A 23,712-nucleotide genomic window follows, 5' to 3' on the forward strand; every position below is an offset into this window, starting at 1 on the left:
ATCGTTGGCGGAGGGGAGGGGGTCAGGATGCGCGAGGGAACGCGAAAGGACGTGAAGAAACAAGGCGTTGCGCCATCCATTCGCGGATTTTAACCGCTTCTGGTCTTTTTTTGATGCAACGCAGCATCCGGCGTTTCGCGGCACCTTCACCCGGTAGCGCCAGGCCATGCCTGGCGACGCCTTCAATCAGACCAGCTCCAGAATCTCGTCTCCGGCGTCGTCGATCTCACCGGTCGGGCGCCAGCCCAGGCGGCGGTAGAAGCCGTGAGAGCGCGAACGCGGGTCTGCCGAACAGGCCAGGAACAGGCGCTGGTGGCCGGCGTCGCGGGTCAGGCTGACCACTTCCTGCAGCAGCTGCCGGCCGATGCCACGGCCTTCGTAGTCCGGCAGCAGGGCCAGTACCAGCACCTCGCCGCTGTCGCGGTCGGCGAAACAGTAGCCGGCCATGCGCTCGCCTTCCCAGGCAACACGACCGATCGAATCGCCTTCGGCGATGCCTGCGGCCCAGCTCTGCTCGGTGATGCCCAGTTCTGCCAGTTGAGCGGCACTGAAGGCGTTCTCGCGGGTACGCCCGCGCAGGTCGATGCAGGCGGCGGCATCGTCGGGGTGGGCATCGCGCACGGAGACGGGCATGCAGGACATCCATGTAGTGATTGGCCGATCAGTATGCGCATCACGCATGGACCGGGTGTGGAGGTTTCGTGGAGATCCGATGGAGCAAAAAGGGGACGGAGGGGATTAAGTCGTCTTTGTCCCGGATGTCATTTGGGTCTTAAGCGACTTAGTTCCCTCCGTCCCCTTTTGGTGGCTCTTCATCAACGCTTGCGCCGCACCAGCGCCGACGACGCCTCCAGCACTGCGCGGGTCAGCAGCGCCATGGTCTGCACGTCGCCCTTCCAGTGCTGCCAGTACAGCGGCACGTCCTCCCACGCGCGCTGGCGAACGTAGACCAAGCGTCCGGCGTCCAGATGCCGCTTCACCAGCGGCAGCGGATTCATGGTCCAGCCCATGCCGCCCAGGTTGGCCTGCACAAAGGCACGGGTGGAGGGAATCCACCAGGTCGGTGCGGTGCTGGGCAGGTCGTCGCCGGCCATGCGCCTCGCAAAGCGTGACTGCATATCGTCCTTGCGGTTGAACACCAGTACCGGTGCCGTGGCCAGGGCCTGGGCGGTCACACCCTTGGCAAAATGGCGCTCGCGGAACTCCGGGGTGCAGGTGGCGGCATAGCGGATGCTGCCCAGCGCATGGATCTGGCAGCCCTGCACCGGCTCGTCCAGGGTGGTCACCGCACCCAGCACGGTGCCCTGGCGCAGCAGTTCGACGGTGTGGTCCTGATCTTCCACGCGCAGGTCCAGGGTGGTGCCGGTGCTCTGCGCGAACTGGAAGGCCGCCTGCGGGAACCAGGTTTCCAGGCTGTCATGGTTCACCGCCACCGGGATGCTGGCCTGCGGCAGGTCCTCGTCGGCCAGGCCCATCCGGTGCAGCGCATCGTGCTCAAGCAGGGCGGTCTGTTCGGCCAGCTGCACCAGCACCTGGCCCTCGGCGGTGGCGGTGGCCGGAGTGCCACGCTTGACCAGCAGGCGGCCGACTCTGTCCTCCAGTGCCTTGACCCGCTGCGAGATGGCCGACGGCGTGACATTCAGCGACTGCGCGGCGCGGTCGAAGCTACCTTCGCGGATCACTGCAGCCAAGGCGCGCAGCTGGGCATGGTCGATACGCATCGAATTAAGCTCTGCTAATGTTGGATTAGTAAGTTTAGCTCGTCTTTTTAATGTTGCGGCGCGACAATGGCGCCAGTTCCGGTGCTGTCCGCCTTCGCGAGGCACCGTCCCCCAAGCAAGTAAAGGCAGTGAATCCCATGTTCTCGGTCATCTCCGCCAGCACCGGCCTCGGTGCCTGGTTCTCTGGTGCAGCCACCGGCATCGGCTTGTTCGCCGTGGTCGGGGCCCAGAGCGCCTTCATTCTGCGCCAGGGCATCCTGCGCAAGCACATCGTGCCGGTGGTCGCCACCTGCGCGGCCATCGATGCCATCTTCATCTTCGCCAGCGTGGCCGGCCTGCGCACGCTGACCTCGGCGCTGCCGTGGCTGACCACCGCAGTGCTGTGGACCGGTGTCGCGTTCCTGGCCTGGTACGCGATGAAGTCGGCACGCCGTGCGATCGCCGGTGGCGGCGGCATGGGCGAGGCTGACAGCGACGACGGCAGCCGCCGCGCGGTGCTGATGGCCGCAGTCGGTTTCTCGCTGATCAATCCGCACTTCTGGCTGGACATGATGGTGATCGGTTCGATCGCCGAGAACTTCGGCAATGCCCGCATGGCCTTCGCGGCCGGCGTGGTCACCGCCAGCTGCCTGTGGCTGACCGCGCAGGGTCTCGGCGCGCGCCTGCTGGCACCGTTGTTCACCAAGCCCAGCACCTGGCGCGTGCTGGATGGCACCATCGCCGTGATCCTCAGCATCCTGGCCCTCACTCTGGCGGTGCGCGGGGTCCATTGACCCGGCGCACGCCCCCCGAACCCACGTCCTGACTCTCTCTCCAAGGTAGTGGTAACGACGGCACCGGCAACGGTGCCGTCGTTTTTTGTGGGGCCGCTTCGTCCACCTCTGGCGGGAAGCATCGGGGCCTGCCTAGAATCGGCGACCAGGACAAGGTGTCCGAAGGAGCAGGGGGAAGGATGCGCAGGACGATGTTGGCGGCTGCACTGGCCGCTCTGGGGTGCGTTGCCATGGGCAGCGTGGGTGCGGTGGATCTGTCGCAGTACGTGCGGCAGGAAGCCTTCACCGACATCAAGATTTCACCGACTGGCGAGTACGTCGCGGCGACCGTGCCGCTGGAGGATGCCACCGCGATCGTGGTGCTGCGCCTCAAGGACAAGCAGATGGTCGGCAATTTCCGGCCACCGGACAAGAATCACGCCTACCAGTTCGATTGGGTCAGCGACGAGCGCCTGCTGATCGGCCTGGCCCAGAAGTGGGGTTCGCTTGACCAGCCCAACCCGACTGGCGAGCTGTACGCGATCAATGCCAATGGCAACCGCGGCGAGCTCTTGGTCGGCTATCGGGTGGAAAGCAAGGGGCCGGGCACCCTGATCCAGCCGAAGAAGGTGGAGGCCGTTGCCGCATTCCTGGCCGATGACCTGCCAGGCGACGAGCGCAATGTGCTGGTTACCGTGTGGCCGCTTGCCGAAGACCCCTTCACCCGTGTCGATCGGATGGACGTGACCAGCGGCCGTCGCTCGCGGGTGGCGTCGTCGCCAGTACGGCGTGGCGAGTTCACCACCGATGGTGCCGGCGAAGTCCGCTTCGTGCACGGCGCCGGCAGTGACAACGTCAACAAGCTCTACTTCCGTGAGCGTTCCGGCGACAACTGGAAGCTGATCAATGACGAAGCGGTCAGCAAGCGCATCGAAACCGCCATCGGTTTCTCCGCTGGTGACGGCCTGGCCTATCTCAATGTCGAGCAGGCGCAAGGGCCCAACGCGATCGTCAGCTGGAATCCGCAGACCGGTGAGCGCGCGACGCTGCTGCGCGACGAGGTGGTCAATCCGTACCGGATCATCCATCGACCCGGGACCCATGTGCCCGTGGGTGCGCTGTACCTCGGGGACAAGCCGCGGACCCGCTTCTTCGACGACAGTTCGGCCGAGGCGCGCCTGTACCGCAGTCTGGAGGCGGCATTCGGAAGCGCGGTCTACATCACCTCCAGTACCCGCGATGGTCGCGTTGTGCTGGTGGAGACCTGGTCGGGCGCGAACCCCGGCGATTTCTATCTGTACGATACAGTGGCACGCAAGGCCGAGCACCTGATCAGCCGCAGTGAGTGGATCGATGTGGACCGCAGTGCCAGCGTGCGCCCGGTTGCATTGAAGGCTCGCGACGGACTGCCGCTGCATGGCTTCCTGACCCTGCCGGCCGGCAGTGACGGGCGCAACCTGCCGATGGTGGTGATGCCGCATGGCGGCCCCTTCGACATCTTCGATTCGGGCCAGTACGACCGTGAAACCCAGATGCTGGCCGCTGCCGGTTATGCCGTGCTGCAGGTCAATTTCCGTGGCTCCGGCAATTACGGCCGTGCGCATACCCAGGCCGGTGCGCAGCAGTGGGGCGCGGCGATGCAGGACGATGTCACCGATGCCACGCGCTGGGCGATCACCGAGGGCATCGCCGATGGCCGTCGCATCTGCATCTATGGCGCCAGTTACGGGGCCTACTCGGCGATGATGGGCGCTGCCCGCGAGCCAGGCTTGTACCAGTGCGCGGCCGGCTATGTCGGTGTCTACGACCTGCCGATGATGTACACCCGCGGCGATATCCAGGACCGCGGTTCAGGTGTGACCTACCTGCGCGAATGGCTGGGAGATCCGGCCAAGCTGGGCGCGGTCTCGCCGGTGAACCTGGCCGAGCGGATCAAGGTACCGGTGTTCCTCGCAGCGGGTGGCGAAGACAAGCGCGCGCCGATCCAGCACACCGAGCGCATGGAAGCAGCGCTCAAGCGCGCTGGTACCCCGGTGGAAAGCCTGTACTACAAGACAGAGGGCCATGGCTTCTACACCGAGGCCCACCGCAGCGAGTACTACGGCAAGCTGCTGGCCTTCCTGTCGCGCAGCCTGGGTGGCAAGACCGCGACCACCGCACCCGCGGCCGGCAAGGACAAGGCGCCCTGACGCAAAGGGCGGCGGATGCTCGATCCGCCGCCCTGGCTTTCCACACGCGCGGAAATTATTTCACCCCGTGCATCATCCGCTTCAGTAGTGGCGCAGCAATGAAGGCCAGCACCGCGCAGCCCAGGCCGATCCACATCAGCAGCCAGAACAGGTGGGCATAGGCGCCGGCCGCGGCCACCATGTCCAGCGATTCGCCTTCTGGCACCTCGATCGCGGCCAGCTTGCCGAACAGCGCGGCCAGCGTCTCCGAGAATGCGGTGGCCAGGAACCAGGTGCCCATCATCAGGCTCATCACCCGCGGCACGGCCAGCTGGGTCACCGCCGACAGGCCGACCGGCGACAGGCACATCTCACCGCTGGCCAGCAGGAAGTAGGCCAGCACCAGCCACCACACGCTGGCCATCTCGCCGGTGGCGCCGACCTGCTGTGCGGCCAGCGCCAGTGGCACGAACGACAGCGCGCCGATCACCAGGCCCCACGCTGATTTCACTGGCTTGCCCGGCTCCCAGCCGCGGCGGTCCATCCAGGTCCACAACGCCGCGAAGGCCGGTGCCAGCAGCACCAGGAACAGGCCGCCCAGGTAGGTCAGCGAACCGGCGGTCTGCGGAATCACCAGGCAGTCGCGCACCAGCAGCACCAGCATCAGCGCAACGATGCCGATGAAGAACGCACGCGGTGCGGTCGAGCCGGGGCGTCGTTCGGAAAGGCGCGCGCTGACCACGAAGCCCAGCGGCGCCAGCAGCAGCGAGATGATCGACCACGGCAGCGGCGTGCCGCCGGTGATCACCAGCGAGGGCACGATGTCCTTGGTCAGCAGGCGGTCGGTGAAGGTCACCCACGAGCCGTAGGACTGCTCGTACATGGTGAAGAACACCAGCGCCATGAAGATCAGCACCATCAGCGCGATCATCTGCTGGCGCTGTACCGGCGTGCACTTGCTGCCGGTGAACCAGGCGAACCAGACCAGTACGCCGCCCAGCACCACCAGCATCAGCATCAGCGCCAGGCTGATTTCACCGCCCAGCGCGAACGCGCCGTTGCCGGCCGCCCACATCAGCCACGCGACCGGCAGCACACCGAGCACCGCGCACAGATAGATGAGCCATTCGCGCGGCAGGCCCAGCACCTTCTGCTTCAGCGCGGCCGGCTGCGGCGGTTCGGCATGGCCCTGCAGGTACTTCTGGCCCCACAGGAACATTGCCAGGCCGGCCAGCATGCCGATGCCGGCGGCACCGAAACCGTACTTCCAGCCGTAGGCCTCGCCGAGGAAGCCACACACCAGCGACGAGAACAGCGCGCCAAGGTTGATGCCGGCGTAGAACAGCGAGAAGCCCGAATCACGGCGCGGGTCGTCCTTGGCGTACAGCTTGCCGACGATGGTGGAGATGTTCGGCTTGAGGAAGCCGACGCCCATGATGATCAGCGCCAGCGACAGGTAGGTCACCGCCAGTGCCGAGGTATCGCGCACCACTTCGCCGTTGACCCGATAGGCGGCGTGACCCTCGAAGGCCATGCCCAGATGGCCGAGCACCAGCAGGATGCCGCCGAACAGCACTGCCCGGCGCATGCCCAGCCAGCGGTCGGCCAGCATGCCGCCGAACACCGGAATGCAGTACACCAGGCCGCCATAAGCACCGAGCAGGTCCAGGCCGGCCTTGTCGCCGAACAGGTGGTACTTGGTCAGATACAGCAGCAGCAGCGCCTTCATGCCGTAGAAGGAGAAGCGCTCCCACATTTCGGTGAAGAAGCAGACGTAGACGCCCTTGGGATGGCCCAGGAAGTCGTTGGAAGCAGTAGCGGCAACGGTCATCGACGGCAGGGACAGCAGGAAAGGGCGCGATTATAGGCCCGTAACCGGCGCCGCACCCGGTAGCGCCGGGCCATGCCCGGCGAACGGAGTCACAGGTACCGCAGCCACGCCAGATCGCGCCTTCGTGCCTTGAACCGCGCGAACGCCCGCGTCGGCGGATACATCACCACCGCCAGTGCACAGGCCACCAGCAGCAGGCCGCTGACCGAATCCAGCGCATACAGCTCGCCGTGGGTCGGGCCCCAGGCCGCCAGCGCCGCCAGATACAGCCCCTTCAGCACATACAGGTGCAGCAGGTAGAAGAACATCGGTGCTGCACCAATATCGGCCAATGGCTGCAGCGCACGTGCCAACGGCGGCCATTCGTACAGGCGCAACAGCAGCAGGCCCACGCCCAGCGTCAACAGCAGGAACTGCAGCGACGGCGGGTACTTGGTGAGGTTGAAGATGCTCAGCCAGGTACGCAGCGCGGTGGTCTGGTACTGCCAGGGGGAATCGCCGTATTCGTTGGCGAAGCGCAGCAATGCGAACAGGGCCAGCGCCCCCGCACCGGCCCTGAACAGCCAGCGCCGCCGCTGCTCCGGCGCGCGCTCGCGGGCGAACCACGGTCCCATCAGGTAACCCAGGGCGATCACTCCGATCCACGGCAGCACCGGGTAGGAGGTGCGCAATCGCAGTGTCCCGGCCTCGATCCAGTCGCGCTGGTGCAGCACCTTCCACAGTACTGCCAGCGCGCCATTGCCTTCCACGCGCACGCCGTCGAGCAGGTCATGGCCGGCCACCAGCGCAATTGCCAGCACCAGCAAGGCCGGGCGCGGCAGCCATAGCAGGCCGGCCAGCGCGATCATGCTGAGGCCGATAGCCCAGATCACCTGCAGGTACAACGTGTCCGGCGGCAGCTGGAAGGTCCAGGCGAAGTTGACCAGGGTCAGTTCCAGCACCACCAGGAACAGGCCGCGCTTGAGCAGGAAGGCGGCCGTGGCCCGTCGTGGATCCGGCTGGCGCTGGCCGTACAGCCAGGCCGACAGGCCGGTGAGCAGCACGAACGCTGGCGCGCACAGGTGGGCCAGCAGGCGGCAGGCGAACAGGGCGGGAGAGACCGTGGACGCATCCATCGGGTCGCTGACCTGGTACTGCAGGAAGAAGGTCTCGCGGACGTGGTCGAGCAGCATCAGCAGCATCACGGTGCCGCGCAGCTGGTCGATGGAGGCCAGGCGCGGGGCGGGGGAAGGGGGCATGCGATGCAGGATGTGAAGGGGCAACAGAAAGATATAACATATCAATTGAGTTCATGCCCACTCCGGCTTTGCTGCATCGGTCGGTTGCCCGTGCATGTGCGGGTCCATCGCACCGCAGCATCGGGCCCCATCCTTTGGCACGCTGGACTTGCCGGAGCCTGAACGCTAGCGTGGCAGGGATTTTTTGCCAGCAGGGGCTTTCATGAACCATGACGCTGCGCCCAAGCAGCTCACTTTCCGCGCGGTGGTCCTTGCCATCGTGCTGGCGGTGGTGCTGTCGGCCGCAAACGCCTACCTCGGTCTGTTCGCAGGCCTGACCATCGCCACCGCGATTCCCGCCGCGGTCATTTCCATGGGCGTGCTGCGCCTGCTGGGTGGCGGTTCCATCCTTGAAAACAACATCGTGCAGACCGGTGCCTCGGCTGGCTCGTCGATCGCCGCCGGTGTCATCTTCACCATCCCCGCGCTGGTGATCATGGGCTACTGGCCGGACTTCAAGTACTGGTGGGTGCTGGGCATCGCCGGTCTCGGTGGCCTGCTGGGCGTGCTGTTCTCGGTGCCGCTGCGGCGCTCGATGATCGTTGAAGACCCGCTTCCGTTCCCGGAAGGCAAGGCCGCGGCCGAAGTGCTCAAGGCCGGTGAGAACCCGGGCCCGGGCCTGAAGATCCTCGGCCTGTCGGCGGTGATCGGTGCCTTCGTCAAGCTGGCCGCGGAAAGCGGCATGCGCCTGATTCCCGATGCCTGGGCTACCTCGGCCTACGTCGGCAGCTCCAAGGTCACCGCCTTCATCGGCACCAACCTGTCGCCGGCGCTGCTGGGCGTGGGCTACATCGTCGGCCTGAACGTCGGCATCGTGGTGGTGTCCGGCTCGATCCTGACCTGGCACATCGCCATTCCGATCTACCAGGCGTTCTTCATGAACACCGATCCGGGCCTGGCCGCCTCGGTCGCTACCGCATCCTCCACCGAGGCGGCGTTCGCCATCTGGGGCGCGAAGATGCGCTACCTGGGTGTCGGCGCGATGCTGATCGGCGGCATCTGGACCCTTATCTCGCTGCGCAAGTCGCTGCTCAACGGGGTCAAGAGTGGCTTTGCCGCTGCCCGCAAGAGCGGTGGTCCGGTACTGGCGCACACCGAACGCGACCTGCCAATGAAGTGGATGCTGGTGGCCCTGGTGGTGTTCACCCTGCCGCTGCTGGCGCTGTACCAGGCCATCGTCGGCCAGTGGCACGTGTCGATCCCGATGACCCTGATCATGATCGTCGCCGGCTTCCTGTTCGTGTCGGTGTCGGCCTATCTGGCCGGCCTCATCGGTTCGTCCAACAACCCGGTCTCGGGCATCACCATCTCCACCATCCTGTTTGCTTCGGCGGTGCTGGTGCTGCTGCTGGGCAAGGATGGCCTGCAGCCGGTCGGTGCCTTCGGTGCGCCGCTGGGTGCGGTGGCCGCGATCATGATCGGCGCGGTGGTGTGCTGCGCCGCCGCCGTCGGTGGCGACAACCTGCAGGATCTGAAGGCTGGTTACATCGTCGGCGCGACCCCTTGGAAACAGCAGTTGATGCTGGGCATCGGCGCATTCTCGTGCGCGCTGATCATGGCCCCGGTGCTGAACCTGCTGGCCACCGCCTATGGCATCGGCGTCAAGTCCGAGCTGCACCCGAACGCGCTGGCCGCGCCGCAGGCCAACCTGATGGCCTCGGTCGCAAAGGGCCTGTTCGGTGGTGAACTGCCGTGGACCTTCATCGGCATCGGTGCAGTGGTCGGTGCGGCCATCATCGCCTTCGACAGCTGGCTCAAGTCGCGCAACGCGCGCTTCCGCGTGCCGGTGCTGGCCGCCGCGATCGGTATCTACCTGCCGCTGGAGCTGATGGTGCCGATCTTCCTCGGCGGCCTGATCTCCTACCTGGTCGAGCGTTTCCACAAGGTGCGTGCCGATGATGAAGAAGGCCGCGACCGCGTGCACAAGCCGGGCGTGCTGTTCGCTGCCGGCCTGATCACCGGCGAGGCACTGATGGGTATCGCCATCGCCGTGCCGATCGTGGTCAGCAGTCGCGCCGACGTGCTGGCCGTGCCGTTCCACCTGCCGGCCGCGCAGTGGATCGGCCTGGCCGTGCTGTTCCTGGTCGGCTGGCTGATCTACCGCACCGGCAAGCGCGCCGTGGCGTAAGGGCCATGGGGTCGGATCCCTTCCCGCAGGGAAGGGCTCTGACCCCATGCTGGCAGCGTCTGGGGTCAGAGCCGATTCCCATGGAATCGGATCCGACCCCGACCTCCGACAAACCGCGCTACGGCGCGGTTTGCTTTTTCTGGCGGCAGCTCAGCCGCGGCCATGACCGATGGCCTTGGCAGGCCCGCCCGCACGGGCCTAACATCGGTTTTTTGCCGTCCTGCGGAGACCCCGATGAAACTGCGTCATGCCCTGCTGCCACTGAGCCTGCTGGCTGCCCTGCCCAGCGTTGCCGCTGCCCGTGGCCTGGAAGTCCGCGACATGGTGGCCATGGACCGCGTTTCCGCGCCGGTACTGACCGCAGACGGCGGCACCGTGGTGTTCGCCAAGCGCAGCGTGGACGCCAACCTGAAGGCCTCTACCGCACTGTTCGCGCGCAACCTGCGTACCCGCGATGCAGCGCCGCCGAAGCAGATCACCCCGGCCGGCTGGAACGTCAACTCGGCGTCGCTGTCGGCCGATGGCCAGACCGTGTACTTCCTCAGCGCCAAGAACGGCAGCCAGCAGCTGTACGCGCAGCCGATCAGCGGCGGCACCCCGCGCCAGCTGACTGACTTCCCGGTGGACGTGGACAGCTACCACGTGTCGCCGCAGGACGACCGCGTGCTGTTCAGTGCCGGCGTGTTCCAGGCCTGCGCCTCGGACCTGGCCTGCACCGAAAAGAAGCTGAAGGAAAAGAAGGACGCCAAGGCCAGCGGCCAGGTGTGGGATTCGCTGTTCGTGCGCCATTGGGATACCTGGAACGACGGCCGCCGCAACACGCTGTTCGTGGCGCCGCTGCCGGCAGGCAAGGCCGGTGCGGTCAAGGGCGCCTCGGCGCTGAGCGCGACCATCGATGGTGATGCGCCGTCCAAGCCGTTTGGTGGCAACGATGATTTCGCGTGGTCGCCGGATGGCGCCAGCGTGGTGGCCAGCATCCGCGTGGCCGGCAAGCAGGAGCCGTGGTCGACCAACTTCGACCTGTACCGCTTCGACGCTGCGGGCAAGCAGGCACCGGTCAACCTGACCGCCTCCAACCCCGCCTGGGATGCCGGCCCGGTGTTCAGCGCCGACGGCAAGACGCTGTTCTACCGTGCGATGAAGCGCCCGGGCTTCGAGGCCGACCGTTTCGGCCTGATGGCGATGGACGTGTCCAGCGGCAAGACCCGCGAGATCGCGCCGCAGTGGGATCGTTCGGCGGGCGGCATCACCCTGTCCGCCGATGGCAGCAGCATCTACACCACCGCCGATGACCTCGGCGAACACCCGCTGTTCCAGATCGACGTGGCCAGCGGCAAGGCCACCAAGCTGATCGGCGACGGCAGCGTGACCTCGGTGGACGTGGCCGGCACCAGCGTGGCGATCACCCGCAACAGTCTGAAGAGCAACGACCAGGTGCTGGTGGGTCTGCTGCCGACCGCAGGCGAAGCCATCGGTGAACTGCGCGCGCTGACCCCCGCCGCCGGCGAGGTGCTGAAGGACGTGTCCTTCGGCGACTACGAGCAGTTCGAGTTCAAGGGCTGGAACAACGACACCGTCCACGGCTATGTGGTCAAGCCGCACAACTACCAGGAAGGCAAGTCCTACCCGGTTGCGTTCCTGATCCACGGCGGCCCGCAGGGCAGCTTCGGCAACGGCTGGAGCTACCGCTGGAACCCGCAGACCTACGCCGGCCAGGGCTACGCCGTGGTGATGATCGACTTCCACGGTTCCACCGGCTACGGCCAGGCGTTCACCGATGCGATCAGCCAGCATTGGGGCGACCGCCCGCTGGAAGATCTGCAGAAGGGCTGGGACGCCGCGCTGAAGAAGTACTCCTTCCTCAACGGCGACAAGGCCTGTGCACTGGGCGCCAGCTACGGCGGCTTCATGGTCAACTGGATCGCCGGCAACTGGAACAGCCCGTTCAAGTGCCTGGTCAACCATGACGGCGTGTTCGACCAGCGCATGATGGGCTACGCCACCGAAGAACTGTGGTTCACCGAGTGGGAGCAGGGCGGCACGCCGTACCAGAAGGCCGCGAACTACGAGAAGTTCAACCCGGTCAACCACGTGGCGGACTGGAAGAAGCCGATCCTGGTCATCCACGGCCAGCAGGACTTCCGCATCCCGGTCGAGCAGGGCCTGGCCGCGTTCACCGCCGCCCAGCGCCAGGGCATCGAATCGAAGTTCCTGTACTTCCCGGATGAAAACCACTGGGTGCTGAAGCCGAACAACAGCATCCTGTGGCATGACACCGTCAATGCCTGGCTGAAGCAGCACATCGGCAACTGATGACTGCAGCGCCGCCCTCCGGGGCGGCGCTCTGCTTTCTGGTAGTGCCGGCCGCTGGCCGGCAACCGCTTGCTGCTTCCCACCTGAACGAGATTGCCGGCCAGCGACCGGCACTACCCAGAGCACCTGCATGATCCAGAACGACATCGTCGTCTTCGGTTTGATCGCCGCCACCCTCGGCGCCGTGTTCTGGACCGCCTCGCGCGAGCAGGGGCTGTGGAAGCGTTTCTACACCTTCGTGCCGGCACTGCTGCTGTGCTACCTGATTCCCGGCATCTACAACACCGTCGGCCTGATCGACGGCCAGAACACCAAACTCTACAACCCGATCGCGCGCGACATCCTGTTGCCGGCGGCGCTGATCCTGCTGACCCTGGCGGTGGACATCAAGGGCATCCTGCGGCTCGGCCCGAAGCTGGTACTGATGTATCTGGGCGCTTCGGCCAGCATCATGCTCGGTGCGGTGGTGGCCTTCCTGCTGATGCGCGCCGTGCATCCGGAAACCGTGGCCGGCGATACCTGGGCCGGCATGGCCGCGTTGGCGGGCAGCTGGATCGGCGGCGGTGCCAACATGCTGGCGATGCGCGAAGTGTTCGACGTCAACGCCACCACGTTTGGTCAGTTCGCGGTGGTCGATGTCGGCGTGGGCTATGTGTGGATGGCGGCGCTCATTTTCCTTGCTGGGCGCGCGGCGAAGATCGACGCGCGCAGTGGTGCCGATACCTCGGCGATCGATGAGCTGAAGGAGCGCATCGCGCGCTTCCAGGCCGAACACGAGCGCATTCCCAGCCTGACCGACCTGATGCTGATCGTGGCGGTGGCTTTCGGCGGCGTCGGCCTCTCGCATGCGATCGGTGCGCCGTTGGCGGCATGGTTCAAGCTCAACGTCAGCTGGGCCTCGCAGTTCAGCCTGGACGCACCGTTTGTCTGGGTGGTGGTACTGTCGACCACGCTGGGCCTGAGCCTGAGCTTCACCCGCGCACGCACGCTGGAAGGCGCGGGTGCCTCGCGGCTGGGCTCGCTGCTGCTGTATTTCCTGATCGCCTGCATCGGGATGCAGATGGATCTGCTGGCGTTGCTGGACCGCCCGTGGCTGTTCCTGCTTGGCATCATCTGGATCAGCGTGCACATCGTGCTGCTGTGGTGCCTGGGCAAGCTGCTGAAAGTGCCGTTCTTCTACTTTGCCATCGGTTCGCAATCGAATATCGGCGGACCCGCGTCGGCGCCAGTGGTGGCGGCCGCGTTCCATCCGGCGTTGGCACCGGTGGGTGTGCTGCTGGGCACGATGGGCTATGCCACCGGCACCTACCTGGCCTACATCGTCGGCATCACCCTGCGCGCGCTGGCGGGGCAGGGTTGATGGGTAGTGCCGGCCGCTGGCCGGCAACCAGGTGATGCTTCACTGGTTCATGAGGTTGCCGGCCAGCGGCCGGCACTACCGATGATTCAGGACGAAGGGATCTGACCCCGGTTCACGGTGGTTCACGCTACCGGCAACCCGCGTTCGATCAACCATGCTTTCGCGTCTTCCGCGTCCTGCTCGAACCACGCCTTCGTAGATCCCAACCGATACGTATACCCCCACGCATCCATGTCAGCCATCAGCTGTTCGCTGCCGACACCGGGCAGGTGGCCGGCCAGCACGATCTGCAGGTAGCAGGTGGCGTCCTCTTCGGGCACCGAGTCGGTGGCATCGGTATGCACCTGCGCGCGGCGCTCGGGCGGCAGCACGATCAGGTGGCAGGCCTCGTGCAGCATCGAGTGCACGGGGGTGTCATCGCGCACGTACACGTCGCTGGCGATGATGCCGGCCTCGGGCTCGCCCCAGTAGCTGCCGGGAATCGGCGCGCCGGCGGCGACGTGGTGCAGCCGCAGGTCGTGTGCGGCGAGCAGGCGCTGCGCATCGGCGAAGGCGATATCGCCGACGCGGGTGACGTTCGGTTCGGGCGTGGTGTCGGTCATGCAGGTCATGCAGCCCCGCCCATGCAGGCACGGGCGGGGCAGGGGTCAGGGTTTGTCCGGGCCTTCCGGCAGCGCCACGGAGATGTCCAGCACATCGTGCTGGCCATCCTTGACCAGGTCGACCTTCACCGCATCGACGTCGATGTTGACGTACTTCTTGATCACTTCCAGCAGCTCGCGCTGCAGCAGCGGCAGGTAATCGGGACCGCCGCGGTTGCTGCGTTCCTGCGCGATGATGATCTGCAGGCGGTTCTTGGCGGTTTCGGCGGTGGTCTTCTTCGCTTTGAGGAAATCAAACAGGCCCATGCTTACCCTCCGAACAGCTTGCTGAAGAAGCCCTTCTTCTCGACGTTGGTGAAGCGCATCGGGCGTTCTTCGCCGAGGATGCGCGCGACGGCGTCGTCGTAGGCCTGGCCGGCAGCGGACTCGACATCCAGGATGACCGGCTCGCCTTTGTTGGAGGCGTTGAGCACGTCACCCGACTCGGGGATCACGCCGATCGCCTTCAGTCCAAGCACTTCCTCGACGTCGGCGATGCTGAGCATCTCGCCGCTTTCCACGCGCACCGGGGTGTAGCGGGTCAGCAGCAGGAAGGCCGGCACGTCCTGGCCGGACTCGGCCTTGTGGGTCTTCGAGTCGAGCAGGCCGATGATGCGGTCCGAGTCGCGTACCGAGGACACTTCCGGGTTCACCACGACCACGGCGCGGTCGGCGAAGTACATCGCCAGGAAGGCGCCCTTCTCGATGCCGGCCGGGGAGTCGCAGATGATGTAGTCGAAGCCGTCGGCGGCCAGGTCCTTCAGGACCTTGCCCACGCCTTCCTGGGTCAGCGCATCCTTGTCGCGGGTCTGCGAGGCAGCCAGCACGTACAGATTGTCGAAGCGCTTGTCCTTGATCAGGGCCTGCTTGAGGGTCGCTTCGCCGTGCACGACGTTGACGAAGTCGTACACCACGCGGCGTTCGCAGCCCATGATCAGATCGAGGTTGCGCAGGCCGACGTCGAAGTCGATCACCGCCACCTTCTTGCCGCGCCGTGCCAGGCCGCAGGCCAGGCTTGCGCTGGAAGTGGTCTTGCCGACGCCGCCCTTGCCGGAGGTGACTACGATGATTTCAGCCAAAGGACTTCTCCTGATGATTCTGTTTGGGTGCTGCGTCAGTCCAGCGCAGCGATCTTGATCTGGTCCTGTTCCAGCCACACCTGCACGGCCTTGCCGCGCAGGGTGTCCGGGACATCGTCCAGTACCTTGTAGTGGCCTGCAATGGCGACCAGTTCCGCATGGAAATCACGGCAGAAGATGCGTGCCGCGGTGTTGCCCTGGGCCCCTGCCAGCGCGCGGCCGCGCAGGGTCCCGTAGATATGGATGCTGCCGTCGGCGATGACTTCGGCGCCAGCGCCGACGGTGGCCATCACGGTCAGGTCGCAGTTTTCCGCGTACAGCTGCTGGCCCGAGCGCACGTTGCCCAGCTGCATGCGGCCCGGTTGCGGTGCGGCCGCATCGGCGACCTTGGCTACCGGCGTGGCCGGTGCCGGCTTCGGTTCGGCGCGCGCGGCCCGGCGCGGTTCCGGTGCGGGCGGTGGCGGAGCCGGTTCGGCCTCGGCACGTTCGTACTGGGCGCGGAACTTGGCCAGCAGCGGCAGTCCGAGCTGCTGCGAGAGCAGGTCGACCGCGCTGGTGCCATAGGCCAGTGCCACCGGCAGCACGCCGGCACTGCGCAGGCCATCGACCAGCGCCTGCGCGGTGGCCACGTCCGGCACCTGGCTGAGGCCGCCGAAGTCGAGGATCACCGCCGCGCGGCCGAACAGCTTCGGCGCGCGGGTCACGCGCTCGTGCATTTCCTGTACGAGGCGCTCGACATCAAGGGTGCGGATGCGCAGGTTGGCGATGCCCACCTGGCCGATCTTCAGTTCACCGGCCTGTTCGTAATCGAAATTCACCGCCACGCTCAGGTCCCCGTCGGCCGCTGTGCCTGTGCCGGCAGCTGCCGGGCACGTGTCCATGCCACATCCGGCAGCTTGTCACCGTAGGTCTCCTGGACCCACGGGTAGCTGCACAGTTCCTTGGCCAGCATGCTGGCGCGCACATCGACGTGCGGCATGGTGTTCTGGCCCAGCTCGCGGAAGCCGAAGCTGCCGTGGAAGAGCAGGGCGGCATCGGCGCCGTGGTCGAGGAAGACCTCGCAGGTCATCTGCGGATAGCGCAGCTCGGCGAAGCTCTGCGCGTCGGCATAGAACGCACGGCCGACGCCACCGCCGCGACGGCGGCTGGCGACCACGATGCGGTCGATATAGAAGAACGGGGTGTCCAGTTGCTGCTTGAACCAGGCGAAGTTGCTGCTGTCGTGCTGGCTGTCGCTGCCGAAGCCGATCAGGAAGCCGGCCAGGTTGCCGTCGCGCTCGGCGACGCGGAAATATTCAGCGGTTTCATAGAACAGGCGCAGGCGTGCCGCATCCAGGGGAAGGATGGCCAGGCCAGCGTTGTTGTTCAAAGCCAGGACGGAATCGAGCTCGTGCTCGCGCACGTCGCGGATGACAATCGACATTGTGACTCCGTGGGGTAACGCGGTTGGTCCATCAAAGGACCCTGCGCACGATTATTGCATGCCCGGGGTGGGCTGCGGCATGAACAGGCGACCGGGCGGGCATGACTTCCGTGGGGTGCGGGACGCAGGCTGGGCCCGTAGAGTGCTGGCATGTTGGGAGTCCTCAGCCATACACGCGTCCTCCGCCTGGCCGGCCTGTTCACCTGGGTCATGGTCGGACTGCCGCTGGCGTATTCGCAGTTCGAGAACCTGCACAGCCGCAACGACATGGGCGGTTGGGCGATCCTGCTGTTCGTCGCCTATCTGTCCTTCGGCACCGCCTACTACTGGCTGACCCGCATTCTGCGCAGCGACAGCCATACCACCTGGCTGGACCGCGGGCTGCTACTGCTGTTGACCGTCTCGGCGCTGGCGGTGAGCTTCCTCAGTGGCTCGGGCCTGGGCAGCATCCTGATGATGGTCGCCGCCGGGGTCATTCCCTGGATGCTGTCGGTGCGGCTGGGCGTGCTGTGGCTGCTGGTCAGCCAGCTGGCGGTGGCCCCGGTCTACTACATGCTGCTGCGCTTCCCGCTGTTCGAGGCGGTGATGCAGTCGCTGCTGTACGGCGGCTTCTCCATGTTCATCTTCGTGACCAGCCTGGTCGCCCGCCAGCAGACCGAGGCCCGCGACGAGCAGCGCCGGCTGAACGCGGAGCTGCGCGCGACCCGCGCCCTGCTGGCTGAAAGTGCCCGGGTCAACGAACGCACCCGCATTTCGCGCGAGCTGCACGACCTGCTCGGCCACCAGTTGACCGCGCTGACCCTGAACCTGGAAGTGGCCAGCCACCTGGCCGAGGGCCAGGCACTGGAGCATGTAAAGCGTTCGCATGGCCTGGCCAAGCTGCTGCTGGGCAACGTCCGCGAGGTGGTCAGCCAACTGCGCGAGACCGGTGCCATCGACCTGGCTGCCGCGCTGCGGCCGCTGACCGAGAACGTGCCCTCGCTGGACATCCAGCTGGAGATCGAGGACTCGCTGAACGTGGAGGACCCGCAGCGGGCCCACGTACTGCTGCGCTGCACCCAGGAGATCATCACCAACGCCGTGCGCCATGCCGGTGCGCGCCACCTGTGGATCAAGGTGTACCGTGAAGCCCCCGACCGGGTCGTGATCGAGGCCCGCGACGACGGTGTCGGCGCGGAAATGATCAATGTCGGCAATGGCTTGCGCGGCATGCGCGAGCGCCTGCAACAATGTGGTGGCCAGCTGCAGGTCGAGACCCGTCCCGGCGAAGGCTTCCGCCTGCGGGCGACGGTGCCGGCAACGGTGCTGGTGGCCGCCCTTACCAAGGTTCCTGAAGGAGTGCGTTGATGATTCGCGTCTGCCTGGTCGACGACCAAACCCTGGTGCGGCAGGGAATCCGCTCCCTGCTGGCGCTCGACGACGGTATCGAAGTGGTGGCCGAAGCCGGCGATGGCCGGCAGGCGGTTGAGCTGATCCCGCAGGTGCGCCCGGACGTGGTGCTGATGGACATGCGCATGCCGGTGATGTCCGGGCTGGAGGCGCTGCAGATGCTGTCCCGGCAGGAACAACTGCCGCCGACCATCATCCTCACCACCTTCGATGACGATCAGCTGGTGCTGGCCGGGCTCAAGGCCGGTGCCAAGGGCTACCTGCTCAAGGACGTGACCCTGGCACAGCTGGTCGGCGCCATCCGCACGGTGGCCGACGGGGGCTCGCTGGTGCAGCCGGCGGTGACCCAGCGCCTGTTGTCCGGCCTGGAGCACATGCGCAACGACTTCGTCAGCCTGGATCGCCCGGATCCGTTGACCGACCGCGAGACCGAGATCCTGCGGCTGATGGCCAGTGGTTTCTCCAACAAGGAGATCGCCAATTCGCTGGGCGTGGCCGAAGGCACGATCAAGAACCACGTGTCCAACATTCTCTCCAAGCTGGGCGTCCGCGACCGTACGCGTGCCGTACTGAAGGCGTTCGAACTGCAGCTGGTCTGAGGAAAATCGTTCCCGGACAACGACTTGGACCGCAACCCCGGACCCTGGCCGGGGTTGACCCCTACATGCCGGGCACCGGTATGCGTTACCCTTCGAATTCTTTGTCCATACAAATACGCAGCCGGCAGGGAAACCGGTGCGCCAATCCCGATAAACAATGCCCGCGAAGCCTGCTAGGATTGGCGCTTCGCTTCAATCAACCCGGCCGTGGGATCGGCCCCGGAGACTCTCTGAATGACCCGTATTATCGAGTTCCTGATCGCCTTGGGGATCGTGGCTGGCCTGTTCGTCATCATTGGCGTATGTCTGCCGGGCGAGCGTCACATCACCGAAAGCATCGAGACCAACCGCAAGATGACGATCGTGTACGACACGGTCAGCAGTCTGCGCCGCTTCAAGGACTGGAACCCGCTGGTACTGCGCGATCCCGCCGTTGAACTGAAGCTGTCCGGCCCGGTCTCCGGTACCGGTGCCACCCTCGACTTCACCTCCAAGGACCTGGGCACCGGTTCCTGGAAGATCACCGAAGCCGAGGAAAACAAGCGTGTTGTGATCAACATCGACGACGCCACCAAGGGTCACGACAAGGTCACCACCTTCACCCTGGAGCCGACCGGCAAGGGCGGTCGCAACGTCAAGATCACCCAGGACTACTCGGTGAAGTACGGCTTCGACCTGTTCGGCCGTTACGCCGGTCTTTATGTCAGCCGCCAGATCGGCGACGACATCAAGATGGGCCTGTCGCGCATGGCCAACATGCTGGCCAGCGTTCCGAACGTGGACTACCGCACCCCGGAAGCCCCGCTGACCGATCTGGCCATCGTCGATGTGCCGGCTGAAGACCTGCTGGTCGTCAACGCCGGTAACGTGGACCGCGGCCAGGACAGCATCACCAAGTCCATCAAGGACAACCAGGAGTGGATCAAGCGCGTGATGGAGGCCAATGGCCTCGAAGCCGCCGGCCCGTTCCGCATCATCACCACCGACTTCGGTGCTGAGAAGTACGCCTTCGACATCGCCCAGCCGGTGAAGAAGAAGGGTGCTGAAGGTGCAACTGCTGAAGCCCTGACCGTCAAGATCGACGGCGGTGCTCCGGTCAAGTACGTGCACGTTGCTCCGCACCGTTCGGCACATGCGGCCTACACCGGCCACATGGCGGGTCTGGACGTGGCGCGCAGCGGCCTGCGTGCCTGGGCCGTGACCTCGGGCAACGAAGTCATCGACCGTCCGTACGAAACCTGGAAGGACGGCCTCGACAAGTCGTTCACTCCGGAAGCCACGTACGACATCTACTGGGCCGTCAAGTAAGCCTCGGCTGACCCATGTAGTGCTGGACACGAAAACGCGCCGCTTCCTGCGGCGCGTTTTTTTTCATCCCGCGCCCGGCATCGGGCGCTGCGCAAGGAGCAGTCATGTTCAATGTTGAACGACGCGCACGTAAGCCCTCGCTGCTGGCCTGTCTGGGGGCGTTGCTGGCGGCGGCTTCGATCGGTCTGTCCGCCTATGCTTCGCACGGTGTTGCCGATCCGCTGGCGCAGCAGCATCTGAACATGGCGGCGTTGTATGCGTTCGCGCATGGCGCGGTGCTGGTGGCGCTGGGGCCACGTGCGCAGGGCGCGATCGCGCACCTGGCGCTGTACGTGCTGCTGCTGGGCGTGCTGCTGTTTTCCGGCAGCCTGGTGGGCGGCGCGTTGTGGCAGTGGCCGACGCGGCTGGCGCCGATCGGTGGCACCAGCATGATGGCCGGATGGGTGCTGCTGGCGATCAATGCGTTGAGGCGGTAACTGAGTCGAGATTGTCGCTTCAATCCATGCTGATGCGATCTGCACCGTTCATGGGCGTTACTTTTCTTTTCGCGCGAAAAGAAAAGTAACCAAAAGAAACGCGCCGCCGGCGGCGAGCCGGTGCTGCGCACCGGTGCCCTGTGCTCCTCGGCCCGTCGAGGGGCGGTGCGGGAACTCGCTGCGCTCAGACACCCGCACCTCTTCGCCCTCGCCGGACCTGCGGTGCTCGGCTCGCTTGAAGGCGGACCCAACAGCCGCGTGCTGATCCGTTATAGAGGCTTCGAGCAAGGCGACCCGCTTCTGCCTGTGCTCTCTTGTTCCATTCCGTGGCGGACGCACGCGGAATCTGTCCGTGGCCGGGCGGGTGGGTTGCGCAGGAGCGCAAGCGCCATGGATGGGGCGCCCGAGCCTACAGGGACGTATTGACTGCGTCTCCTGCGCAGCCCATTCGCCCGGACAGCTCCATGGAGTTCGCCTTGCGGCCGCCACGAGGGGCTCAGCCGTTGGCCGGTCCCCAGCACCAATGCCACGGTTCGTAGACGATCCCGTGTGGGTTGTCGCGCGTGTAGCTCAAGTGGAAACCATGCTCGCCGGCATGTGCCTGCAGCCACGCGAACGCGTCGGTGGCTTCGAACGATTCTTCGGCCGGCGCATCGCCCGGTGTGCCGATGTCCAGCGCGTGGCCGCTGTGGTGTTCGCTGAAACCCGGCGCGGCGTTGACCTTCAGAATCTCCGCCACGCTCAAGCCGCGCGCCAGCTTCCGTTCGAAGATGCCCAGCTGGTAAGCATGGCTGCGGAAGCCGGAGATCGCGTCCAGCGCAATGCCGTCCCGCGCGGCGTGCAGGCGCATGCGGCGCCAACCCTGCGCGGCACCGCGGCGCAGCCACAACGGGCGGGCGAAACGATCACGGCCGGCGAAGTGCAACAGGCAGGGCTCGGGTTCCAGTGGAAGGCCGCTGTCGTCTGCATAGCGCTGTGCATCCAGACCCAGCTGCTGCAGGCGATGCTGCAGCCCGGCCAGCGGCAGCCATTGCTCTTCCAACGCAGCGCCGAACGGGCGTGCCACTGCCGCGTCCAGCAGCGCCAGCGCTTCCTCGACCCCGGGCTCGCGCGGCAGGCTCGGTACCAGCGAGTGCACGCCATGCGCCAGTACCGCCGCAAGGTAGCGGCCATCGCGTTTGCGTCGCAGCACCCAGCGCGCACGCGCCAGCAGGCGTGCATCGAGGTTGCTGCGCGCGCGCAGCAGGTTGGCGGGCCACAACTCGATGGCTTCGGTATTGATCAACAGCGGCGTGGTGCGGTGCATCGATCCAGCTTACTGCGGCAGCGCGGTGGCGGCCACCTTGCGCAGGGCATCGAGCAGCGCCTGCGGCCGGTCCAGGCTGAGCAGCAGCGTGCTGCCATCGCTGACCGGAAGAGCGAGAACACGTGCACGGTCGGTGACCAGCGCGAAACCCTTGCCACCGCCCTGCAGGCGGAAATGGCCGGAATGGAAGCCGGGCATCGAATAGCCGTTGGTCTTGAAGCGGATGCCATAGCGACGATCACGGCTGAGATCGACCACCTCGGCCTGGTCCAGCCGCAGCTGTGCCACCGGCACACGCCGACGGTACATCGTCGAGCGCACATCCAGCACGTCACCGGCCAGTTCCACCCGGCGCCGGAAGAAGGCCGTGCCCAGCCCGATGCCCATCAGCGCGATCACCACCAGGCTCCACGCTGCGCTGCCACCCATCCGGAACCAGGGCGGGGAGAGCGTCACTTCGATCCAGGGTGCAGTGGCCGGTGCCTTGTACAACTGCGCATACACGCAGGCCACGAACGCCGCAAGCAATGGAAGGACCACCCAGAGCACGCGCAGCGGCGAGCTCTCGGCCACTTCAAACGGTTTCGGATCGCTGCCGCTCATGGCTCAGGATTCCTTCTTGAACACCAGCATGGCCGGGCGCATCGGCGCGGGGATGATGATGTTGACCAGTTCCCAGCCCAGCTGGCCCTGCCGGCCCAGCTCGGCCTGGACATCCTCGGCCTTGAGTACGCCCATCATGGAGGTCTTGACCTCGATCGTCTGGTAGCTCCAGCGCTTGCTCATTCCTTGTCCTCCGGCGATGCCTTGGGTTTGGGCAGGCGTCCTGCCTTGCGCAGCGCGTCGCGCAGCACGTATTCGATCTGAGCGTTGAGGCTGCGCAGTTCGTCATCAGCCCAGCGCTGCGCCGCGGCCAGGACCTCGGCATTGATGCGCAGCGGATAGGCTTTCTTCTCACTCATGGGGGCTCCTGGCGGGGCGGTGGGGCGCCCCGTTGCGAGGGTGGCTCAGTACAGCGAGCCGGCGTTGACGATCGGCTGGGTGCCGCGGTCCGAGCACAGCACGGTCAACAGGTTGCTGACCATGTGCGCCTTGCGTTCCTCATCCAGCTGCACCACGCCATTCTTCTGCAGTTCGGCCAGTGCCATCTCCACCATGCCGACCGCACCGGCAACGATGCGCGTACGTGCGGCGATCACCGCATTGGCCTGCTGGCGCTGCAGCATCGCCTGGGCGATTTCGGCGGCGTAGGCGAGGTGGCTGATGCGTGCGTCGATCACCTGCACGCCGGCATCGGCCAGGCGCTCGGCCAGTTCGTTCTTCAGGTGCTGGGAGATCTCGCTGGCGTGGCTGCGCAGCGCGAGCTGGCCTTCTTCGTGCTGGTCGTAGGGGTAACTGGTGGCCATCGCACGCAGCGCCGATTCGGACTGGATGTGCACGAAGCTCTCGTAGTCGTCCACGTTGTAGACCGCTTCAGACGCATCGACCACCTGCCACACGATCACCGCAGCGATCTCGATCGGGCTGCCATCGAGCTCGTTGACCTTCAGCTTGCCGCTCTCGAAATTGCGCACGCGCTGGCTGACCCGGCGCTTGCTGTAGAAGGGGTTGTTCCAGCGCAGGCCGTTGTCCTTCACCGTGCCCACGTATTTGCCGAACAGGCTCAGCACGGCCGCCTGGTTGGGCTGGACCGTGTACAGGCCGGCCAGAGCGAAGATCGCCAGCGCCGCCACCAGGATGCCGACCAGCATCAGCAGCAGGTTCGGGGAGCCGGTGCTGGCCTTGGCTGCCACCCCCAGTACGAACAGGGCGCCGCCGGCGAGGGCGACAAGCAGGGCGCCGGCCAGCGTGCCGAGGCCGTTGAGGGAAGACAGCGACTTCTCTTTCATGGCGGTACGTCCTTGAGGGTTCGAAATGAAGATATCAAAGTGATATCACATA

Annotated in this window: 23 protein-coding genes; 9 read left to right on the forward strand and 14 right to left on the reverse strand. The window is 65.9% G+C overall.

Going from position 1 to position 23,712, the window contains the following annotated elements:
- Positions 1-186 precede the first annotated feature (186 nt).
- Both DI041_RS08435 and DI041_RS08440 read right to left on the reverse strand, forming a co-directional pair.
- Positions 187-633: a GNAT family N-acetyltransferase gene (locus DI041_RS08435; protein WP_046985232.1), complete on the reverse strand. Its 447-nt coding sequence runs from the start codon at positions 631-633 to the stop codon at positions 187-189.
- A 182-nt stretch (positions 634-815) separates the two neighbouring features.
- Entirely contained in the window at positions 816-1,721 is a 906-nt protein-coding gene (locus DI041_RS08440) for a LysR family transcriptional regulator ArgP (RefSeq protein WP_046985233.1), read from the reverse strand.
- A 137-nt stretch (positions 1,722-1,858) separates the two neighbouring features.
- Between DI041_RS08440 and DI041_RS08445 the strand changes: the two genes are divergently transcribed.
- Together DI041_RS08445 and DI041_RS08450 are read left to right on the forward strand one after the other, a co-directional pair.
- Positions 1,859-2,494, forward strand: coding sequence for a LysE/ArgO family amino acid transporter (locus DI041_RS08445; RefSeq protein ID WP_005408523.1), 636 nt, complete (start codon positions 1,859-1,861; stop codon positions 2,492-2,494).
- A gap of 179 nt (positions 2,495-2,673) precedes the next feature.
- A complete protein-coding gene (locus DI041_RS08450) occupies positions 2,674-4,662 on the forward strand; it encodes an alpha/beta hydrolase family protein (protein ID WP_136638365.1) in 1,989 nt (662 codons plus the stop codon).
- 55 nt (positions 4,663-4,717) lie between these two features.
- Here the strand turns inward: DI041_RS08450 and DI041_RS08455 are convergent, their stop codons facing one another.
- Together DI041_RS08455 and DI041_RS08460 are read right to left on the reverse strand one after the other, a co-directional pair.
- The gene (locus DI041_RS08455) at positions 4,718-6,472 is read right to left on the reverse strand and encodes a peptide MFS transporter (RefSeq protein WP_046985236.1); all 1,755 of its coding nucleotides are present in this window, start codon (positions 6,470-6,472) and stop codon (positions 4,718-4,720) included.
- 89 nt (positions 6,473-6,561) lie between these two features.
- Complete coding sequence (locus tag DI041_RS08460) at positions 6,562-7,710, reverse strand: acetyltransferase domain-containing protein (protein WP_046985249.1); 1,149 nt, start codon at positions 7,708-7,710, stop codon at positions 6,562-6,564.
- A gap of 202 nt (positions 7,711-7,912) precedes the next feature.
- Here DI041_RS08460 and DI041_RS08465 point away from each other — a divergent pair, with 202 nt between their 5' ends.
- From DI041_RS08465 to DI041_RS08475, 3 genes are all read left to right on the forward strand, one after another.
- Positions 7,913-9,877 (forward strand): OPT family oligopeptide transporter, encoded by a 1,965-nt coding sequence (locus DI041_RS08465; RefSeq protein ID WP_004148011.1) that lies wholly within the window; start codon positions 7,913-7,915, stop codon positions 9,875-9,877.
- Between the two features lie 234 nt (positions 9,878-10,111).
- A complete protein-coding gene (locus DI041_RS08470) occupies positions 10,112-12,190 on the forward strand; it encodes an alpha/beta hydrolase family protein (protein ID WP_046985237.1) in 2,079 nt (692 codons plus the stop codon).
- A 130-nt stretch (positions 12,191-12,320) separates the two neighbouring features.
- Positions 12,321-13,550 carry a DUF819 family protein gene (locus tag DI041_RS08475; RefSeq protein ID WP_136638364.1) on the forward strand — a complete coding sequence of 410 codons (1,230 nt, stop codon included), beginning with the start codon at positions 12,321-12,323 and terminating at the stop codon, positions 13,548-13,550.
- 122 nt (positions 13,551-13,672) lie between these two features.
- Here DI041_RS08475 and DI041_RS08480 read toward each other — a convergent pair whose 3' ends face one another.
- From DI041_RS08480 to DI041_RS08500, 5 genes are read right to left on the reverse strand one after another with little or no spacing between them, the layout of a single operon-like run.
- Positions 13,673-14,152: a hypothetical protein gene (locus DI041_RS08480; RefSeq protein ID WP_032969226.1), complete on the reverse strand. Its 480-nt coding sequence runs from the start codon at positions 14,150-14,152 to the stop codon at positions 13,673-13,675.
- Between the two features lie 45 nt (positions 14,153-14,197).
- Positions 14,198-14,458: a cell division topological specificity factor MinE gene (gene minE, locus DI041_RS08485; RefSeq protein WP_004148073.1), complete on the reverse strand. Its 261-nt coding sequence runs from the start codon at positions 14,456-14,458 to the stop codon at positions 14,198-14,200.
- A 2-nt stretch (positions 14,459-14,460) separates the two neighbouring features.
- Complete coding sequence (gene minD / locus DI041_RS08490; protein WP_004148075.1) at positions 14,461-15,270, reverse strand: septum site-determining protein MinD; 810 nt, start codon at positions 15,268-15,270, stop codon at positions 14,461-14,463.
- Between the two features lie 35 nt (positions 15,271-15,305).
- The gene (minC, locus tag DI041_RS08495) at positions 15,306-16,151 is read right to left on the reverse strand and encodes a septum site-determining protein MinC (protein WP_046985239.1); all 846 of its coding nucleotides are present in this window, start codon (positions 16,149-16,151) and stop codon (positions 15,306-15,308) included.
- Complete coding sequence (locus DI041_RS08500) at positions 16,097-16,693, reverse strand: GNAT family N-acetyltransferase (protein WP_004148078.1); 597 nt, start codon at positions 16,691-16,693, stop codon at positions 16,097-16,099. The genes minC and DI041_RS08500 overlap by 55 nt, the downstream gene beginning before the upstream one ends.
- Before the next feature lie 150 nt (positions 16,694-16,843).
- Between DI041_RS08500 and DI041_RS08505 the strand changes: the two genes are divergently transcribed.
- The 4 genes from DI041_RS08505 (at position 16,844) to DI041_RS08520 (ending at position 20,465) form a co-directional block, all read left to right on the forward strand.
- Positions 16,844-18,040: a sensor histidine kinase gene (locus DI041_RS08505; RefSeq protein WP_136638363.1), complete on the forward strand. Its 1,197-nt coding sequence runs from the start codon at positions 16,844-16,846 to the stop codon at positions 18,038-18,040.
- Positions 18,040-18,681: a response regulator gene (locus DI041_RS08510; protein ID WP_004148082.1), complete on the forward strand. Its 642-nt coding sequence runs from the start codon at positions 18,040-18,042 to the stop codon at positions 18,679-18,681. The genes DI041_RS08505 and DI041_RS08510 overlap by 1 nt, the downstream gene beginning before the upstream one ends.
- 234 nt (positions 18,682-18,915) lie before the next feature.
- A complete protein-coding gene (locus DI041_RS08515; protein WP_046985241.1) occupies positions 18,916-19,989 on the forward strand; it encodes a polyketide cyclase in 1,074 nt (357 codons plus the stop codon).
- 104 nt (positions 19,990-20,093) lie between these two features.
- Positions 20,094-20,465 carry a DUF423 domain-containing protein gene (locus tag DI041_RS08520; RefSeq protein ID WP_046985242.1) on the forward strand — a complete coding sequence of 124 codons (372 nt, stop codon included), beginning with the start codon at positions 20,094-20,096 and terminating at the stop codon, positions 20,463-20,465.
- Between the two features lie 496 nt (positions 20,466-20,961).
- Here the strand turns inward: DI041_RS08520 and DI041_RS08525 are convergent, their stop codons facing one another.
- Genes DI041_RS08525 through DI041_RS08545 form a run of 5 tightly spaced genes read right to left on the reverse strand, consistent with a single transcriptional unit; the run spans position 20,962 to position 23,660 of the window.
- Positions 20,962-21,771, reverse strand: coding sequence for a M15 family metallopeptidase (locus DI041_RS08525; protein WP_136638362.1), 810 nt, complete (start codon positions 21,769-21,771; stop codon positions 20,962-20,964).
- A gap of 9 nt (positions 21,772-21,780) precedes the next feature.
- On the reverse strand, positions 21,781-22,374 hold the full coding sequence (locus tag DI041_RS08530) for a PH domain-containing protein (RefSeq protein ID WP_046985245.1): 594 nt from the start codon (positions 22,372-22,374) through the stop codon (positions 21,781-21,783).
- A gap of 3 nt (positions 22,375-22,377) precedes the next feature.
- Positions 22,378-22,557 carry a DUF4177 domain-containing protein gene (locus tag DI041_RS08535; RefSeq protein WP_004148133.1) on the reverse strand — a complete coding sequence of 60 codons (180 nt, stop codon included), beginning with the start codon at positions 22,555-22,557 and terminating at the stop codon, positions 22,378-22,380.
- Complete coding sequence (locus tag DI041_RS08540; RefSeq protein WP_004148134.1) at positions 22,554-22,733, reverse strand: type II toxin-antitoxin system antitoxin; 180 nt, start codon at positions 22,731-22,733, stop codon at positions 22,554-22,556. The genes DI041_RS08535 and DI041_RS08540 overlap by 4 nt, the downstream gene beginning before the upstream one ends.
- Before the next feature lie 45 nt (positions 22,734-22,778).
- Positions 22,779-23,660 (reverse strand): SPFH domain-containing protein, encoded by an 882-nt coding sequence (locus DI041_RS08545; protein WP_004148136.1) that lies wholly within the window; start codon positions 23,658-23,660, stop codon positions 22,779-22,781.
- Positions 23,661-23,712 lie beyond the last annotated feature (52 nt).

The sequence above is a fragment of the Stenotrophomonas maltophilia genome, assembly GCF_004920835.1.
Taxonomy (GTDB): Bacteria; Pseudomonadota; Gammaproteobacteria; order Xanthomonadales; family Xanthomonadaceae; genus Stenotrophomonas; species Stenotrophomonas maltophilia_AQ.

What these genes read in the sequence shown, in the direction of transcription:
- DI041_RS08510 (WP_004148082.1), top strand. Translation starts at nt 18,040, where the DNA reads ATGATTCGCGTCTGCCTGGTCGACGACCAAACCCTGGTGCGGCAGGGA.
- DI041_RS08500 (WP_004148078.1), bottom strand. Translation starts at nt 16,693, where the DNA reads ATGTCGATTGTCATCCGCGACGTGCGCGAGCACGAGCTCGATTCCGTC.
- DI041_RS08465 (WP_004148011.1), top strand. Translation starts at nt 7,913, where the DNA reads ATGAACCATGACGCTGCGCCCAAGCAGCTCACTTTCCGCGCGGTGGTC.
- DI041_RS08450 (WP_136638365.1), top strand. Translation starts at nt 2,674, where the DNA reads ATGCGCAGGACGATGTTGGCGGCTGCACTGGCCGCTCTGGGGTGCGTT.
- DI041_RS08540 (WP_004148134.1), bottom strand. Translation starts at nt 22,733, where the DNA reads ATGAGTGAGAAGAAAGCCTATCCGCTGCGCATCAATGCCGAGGTCCTG.
- DI041_RS08480 (WP_032969226.1), bottom strand. Translation starts at nt 14,152, where the DNA reads ATGACCGACACCACGCCCGAACCGAACGTCACCCGCGTCGGCGATATC.
- DI041_RS08445 (WP_005408523.1), top strand. Translation starts at nt 1,859, where the DNA reads ATGTTCTCGGTCATCTCCGCCAGCACCGGCCTCGGTGCCTGGTTCTCT.
- DI041_RS08470 (WP_046985237.1), top strand. Translation starts at nt 10,112, where the DNA reads ATGAAACTGCGTCATGCCCTGCTGCCACTGAGCCTGCTGGCTGCCCTG.
- DI041_RS08530 (WP_046985245.1), bottom strand. Translation starts at nt 22,374, where the DNA reads ATGAGCGGCAGCGATCCGAAACCGTTTGAAGTGGCCGAGAGCTCGCCG.
- DI041_RS08440 (WP_046985233.1), bottom strand. Translation starts at nt 1,721, where the DNA reads ATGCGTATCGACCATGCCCAGCTGCGCGCCTTGGCTGCAGTGATCCGC.
- minC (WP_046985239.1), bottom strand. Translation starts at nt 16,151, where the DNA reads ATGGACACGTGCCCGGCAGCTGCCGGCACAGGCACAGCGGCCGACGGG.
- DI041_RS08475 (WP_136638364.1), top strand. Translation starts at nt 12,321, where the DNA reads ATGATCCAGAACGACATCGTCGTCTTCGGTTTGATCGCCGCCACCCTC.
- DI041_RS08520 (WP_046985242.1), top strand. Translation starts at nt 20,094, where the DNA reads ATGTTCAATGTTGAACGACGCGCACGTAAGCCCTCGCTGCTGGCCTGT.
- minE (WP_004148073.1), bottom strand. Translation starts at nt 14,458, where the DNA reads ATGGGCCTGTTTGATTTCCTCAAAGCGAAGAAGACCACCGCCGAAACC.
- DI041_RS08545 (WP_004148136.1), bottom strand. Translation starts at nt 23,660, where the DNA reads ATGAAAGAGAAGTCGCTGTCTTCCCTCAACGGCCTCGGCACGCTGGCC.
- DI041_RS08525 (WP_136638362.1), bottom strand. Translation starts at nt 21,771, where the DNA reads ATGCACCGCACCACGCCGCTGTTGATCAATACCGAAGCCATCGAGTTG.
- DI041_RS08515 (WP_046985241.1), top strand. Translation starts at nt 18,916, where the DNA reads ATGACCCGTATTATCGAGTTCCTGATCGCCTTGGGGATCGTGGCTGGC.
- DI041_RS08505 (WP_136638363.1), top strand. Translation starts at nt 16,844, where the DNA reads ATGTTGGGAGTCCTCAGCCATACACGCGTCCTCCGCCTGGCCGGCCTG.
- DI041_RS08455 (WP_046985236.1), bottom strand. Translation starts at nt 6,472, where the DNA reads ATGACCGTTGCCGCTACTGCTTCCAACGACTTCCTGGGCCATCCCAAG.
- DI041_RS08435 (WP_046985232.1), bottom strand. Translation starts at nt 633, where the DNA reads ATGCCCGTCTCCGTGCGCGATGCCCACCCCGACGATGCCGCCGCCTGC.
- DI041_RS08535 (WP_004148133.1), bottom strand. Translation starts at nt 22,557, where the DNA reads ATGAGCAAGCGCTGGAGCTACCAGACGATCGAGGTCAAGACCTCCATG.
- DI041_RS08460 (WP_046985249.1), bottom strand. Translation starts at nt 7,710, where the DNA reads ATGCCCCCTTCCCCCGCCCCGCGCCTGGCCTCCATCGACCAGCTGCGC.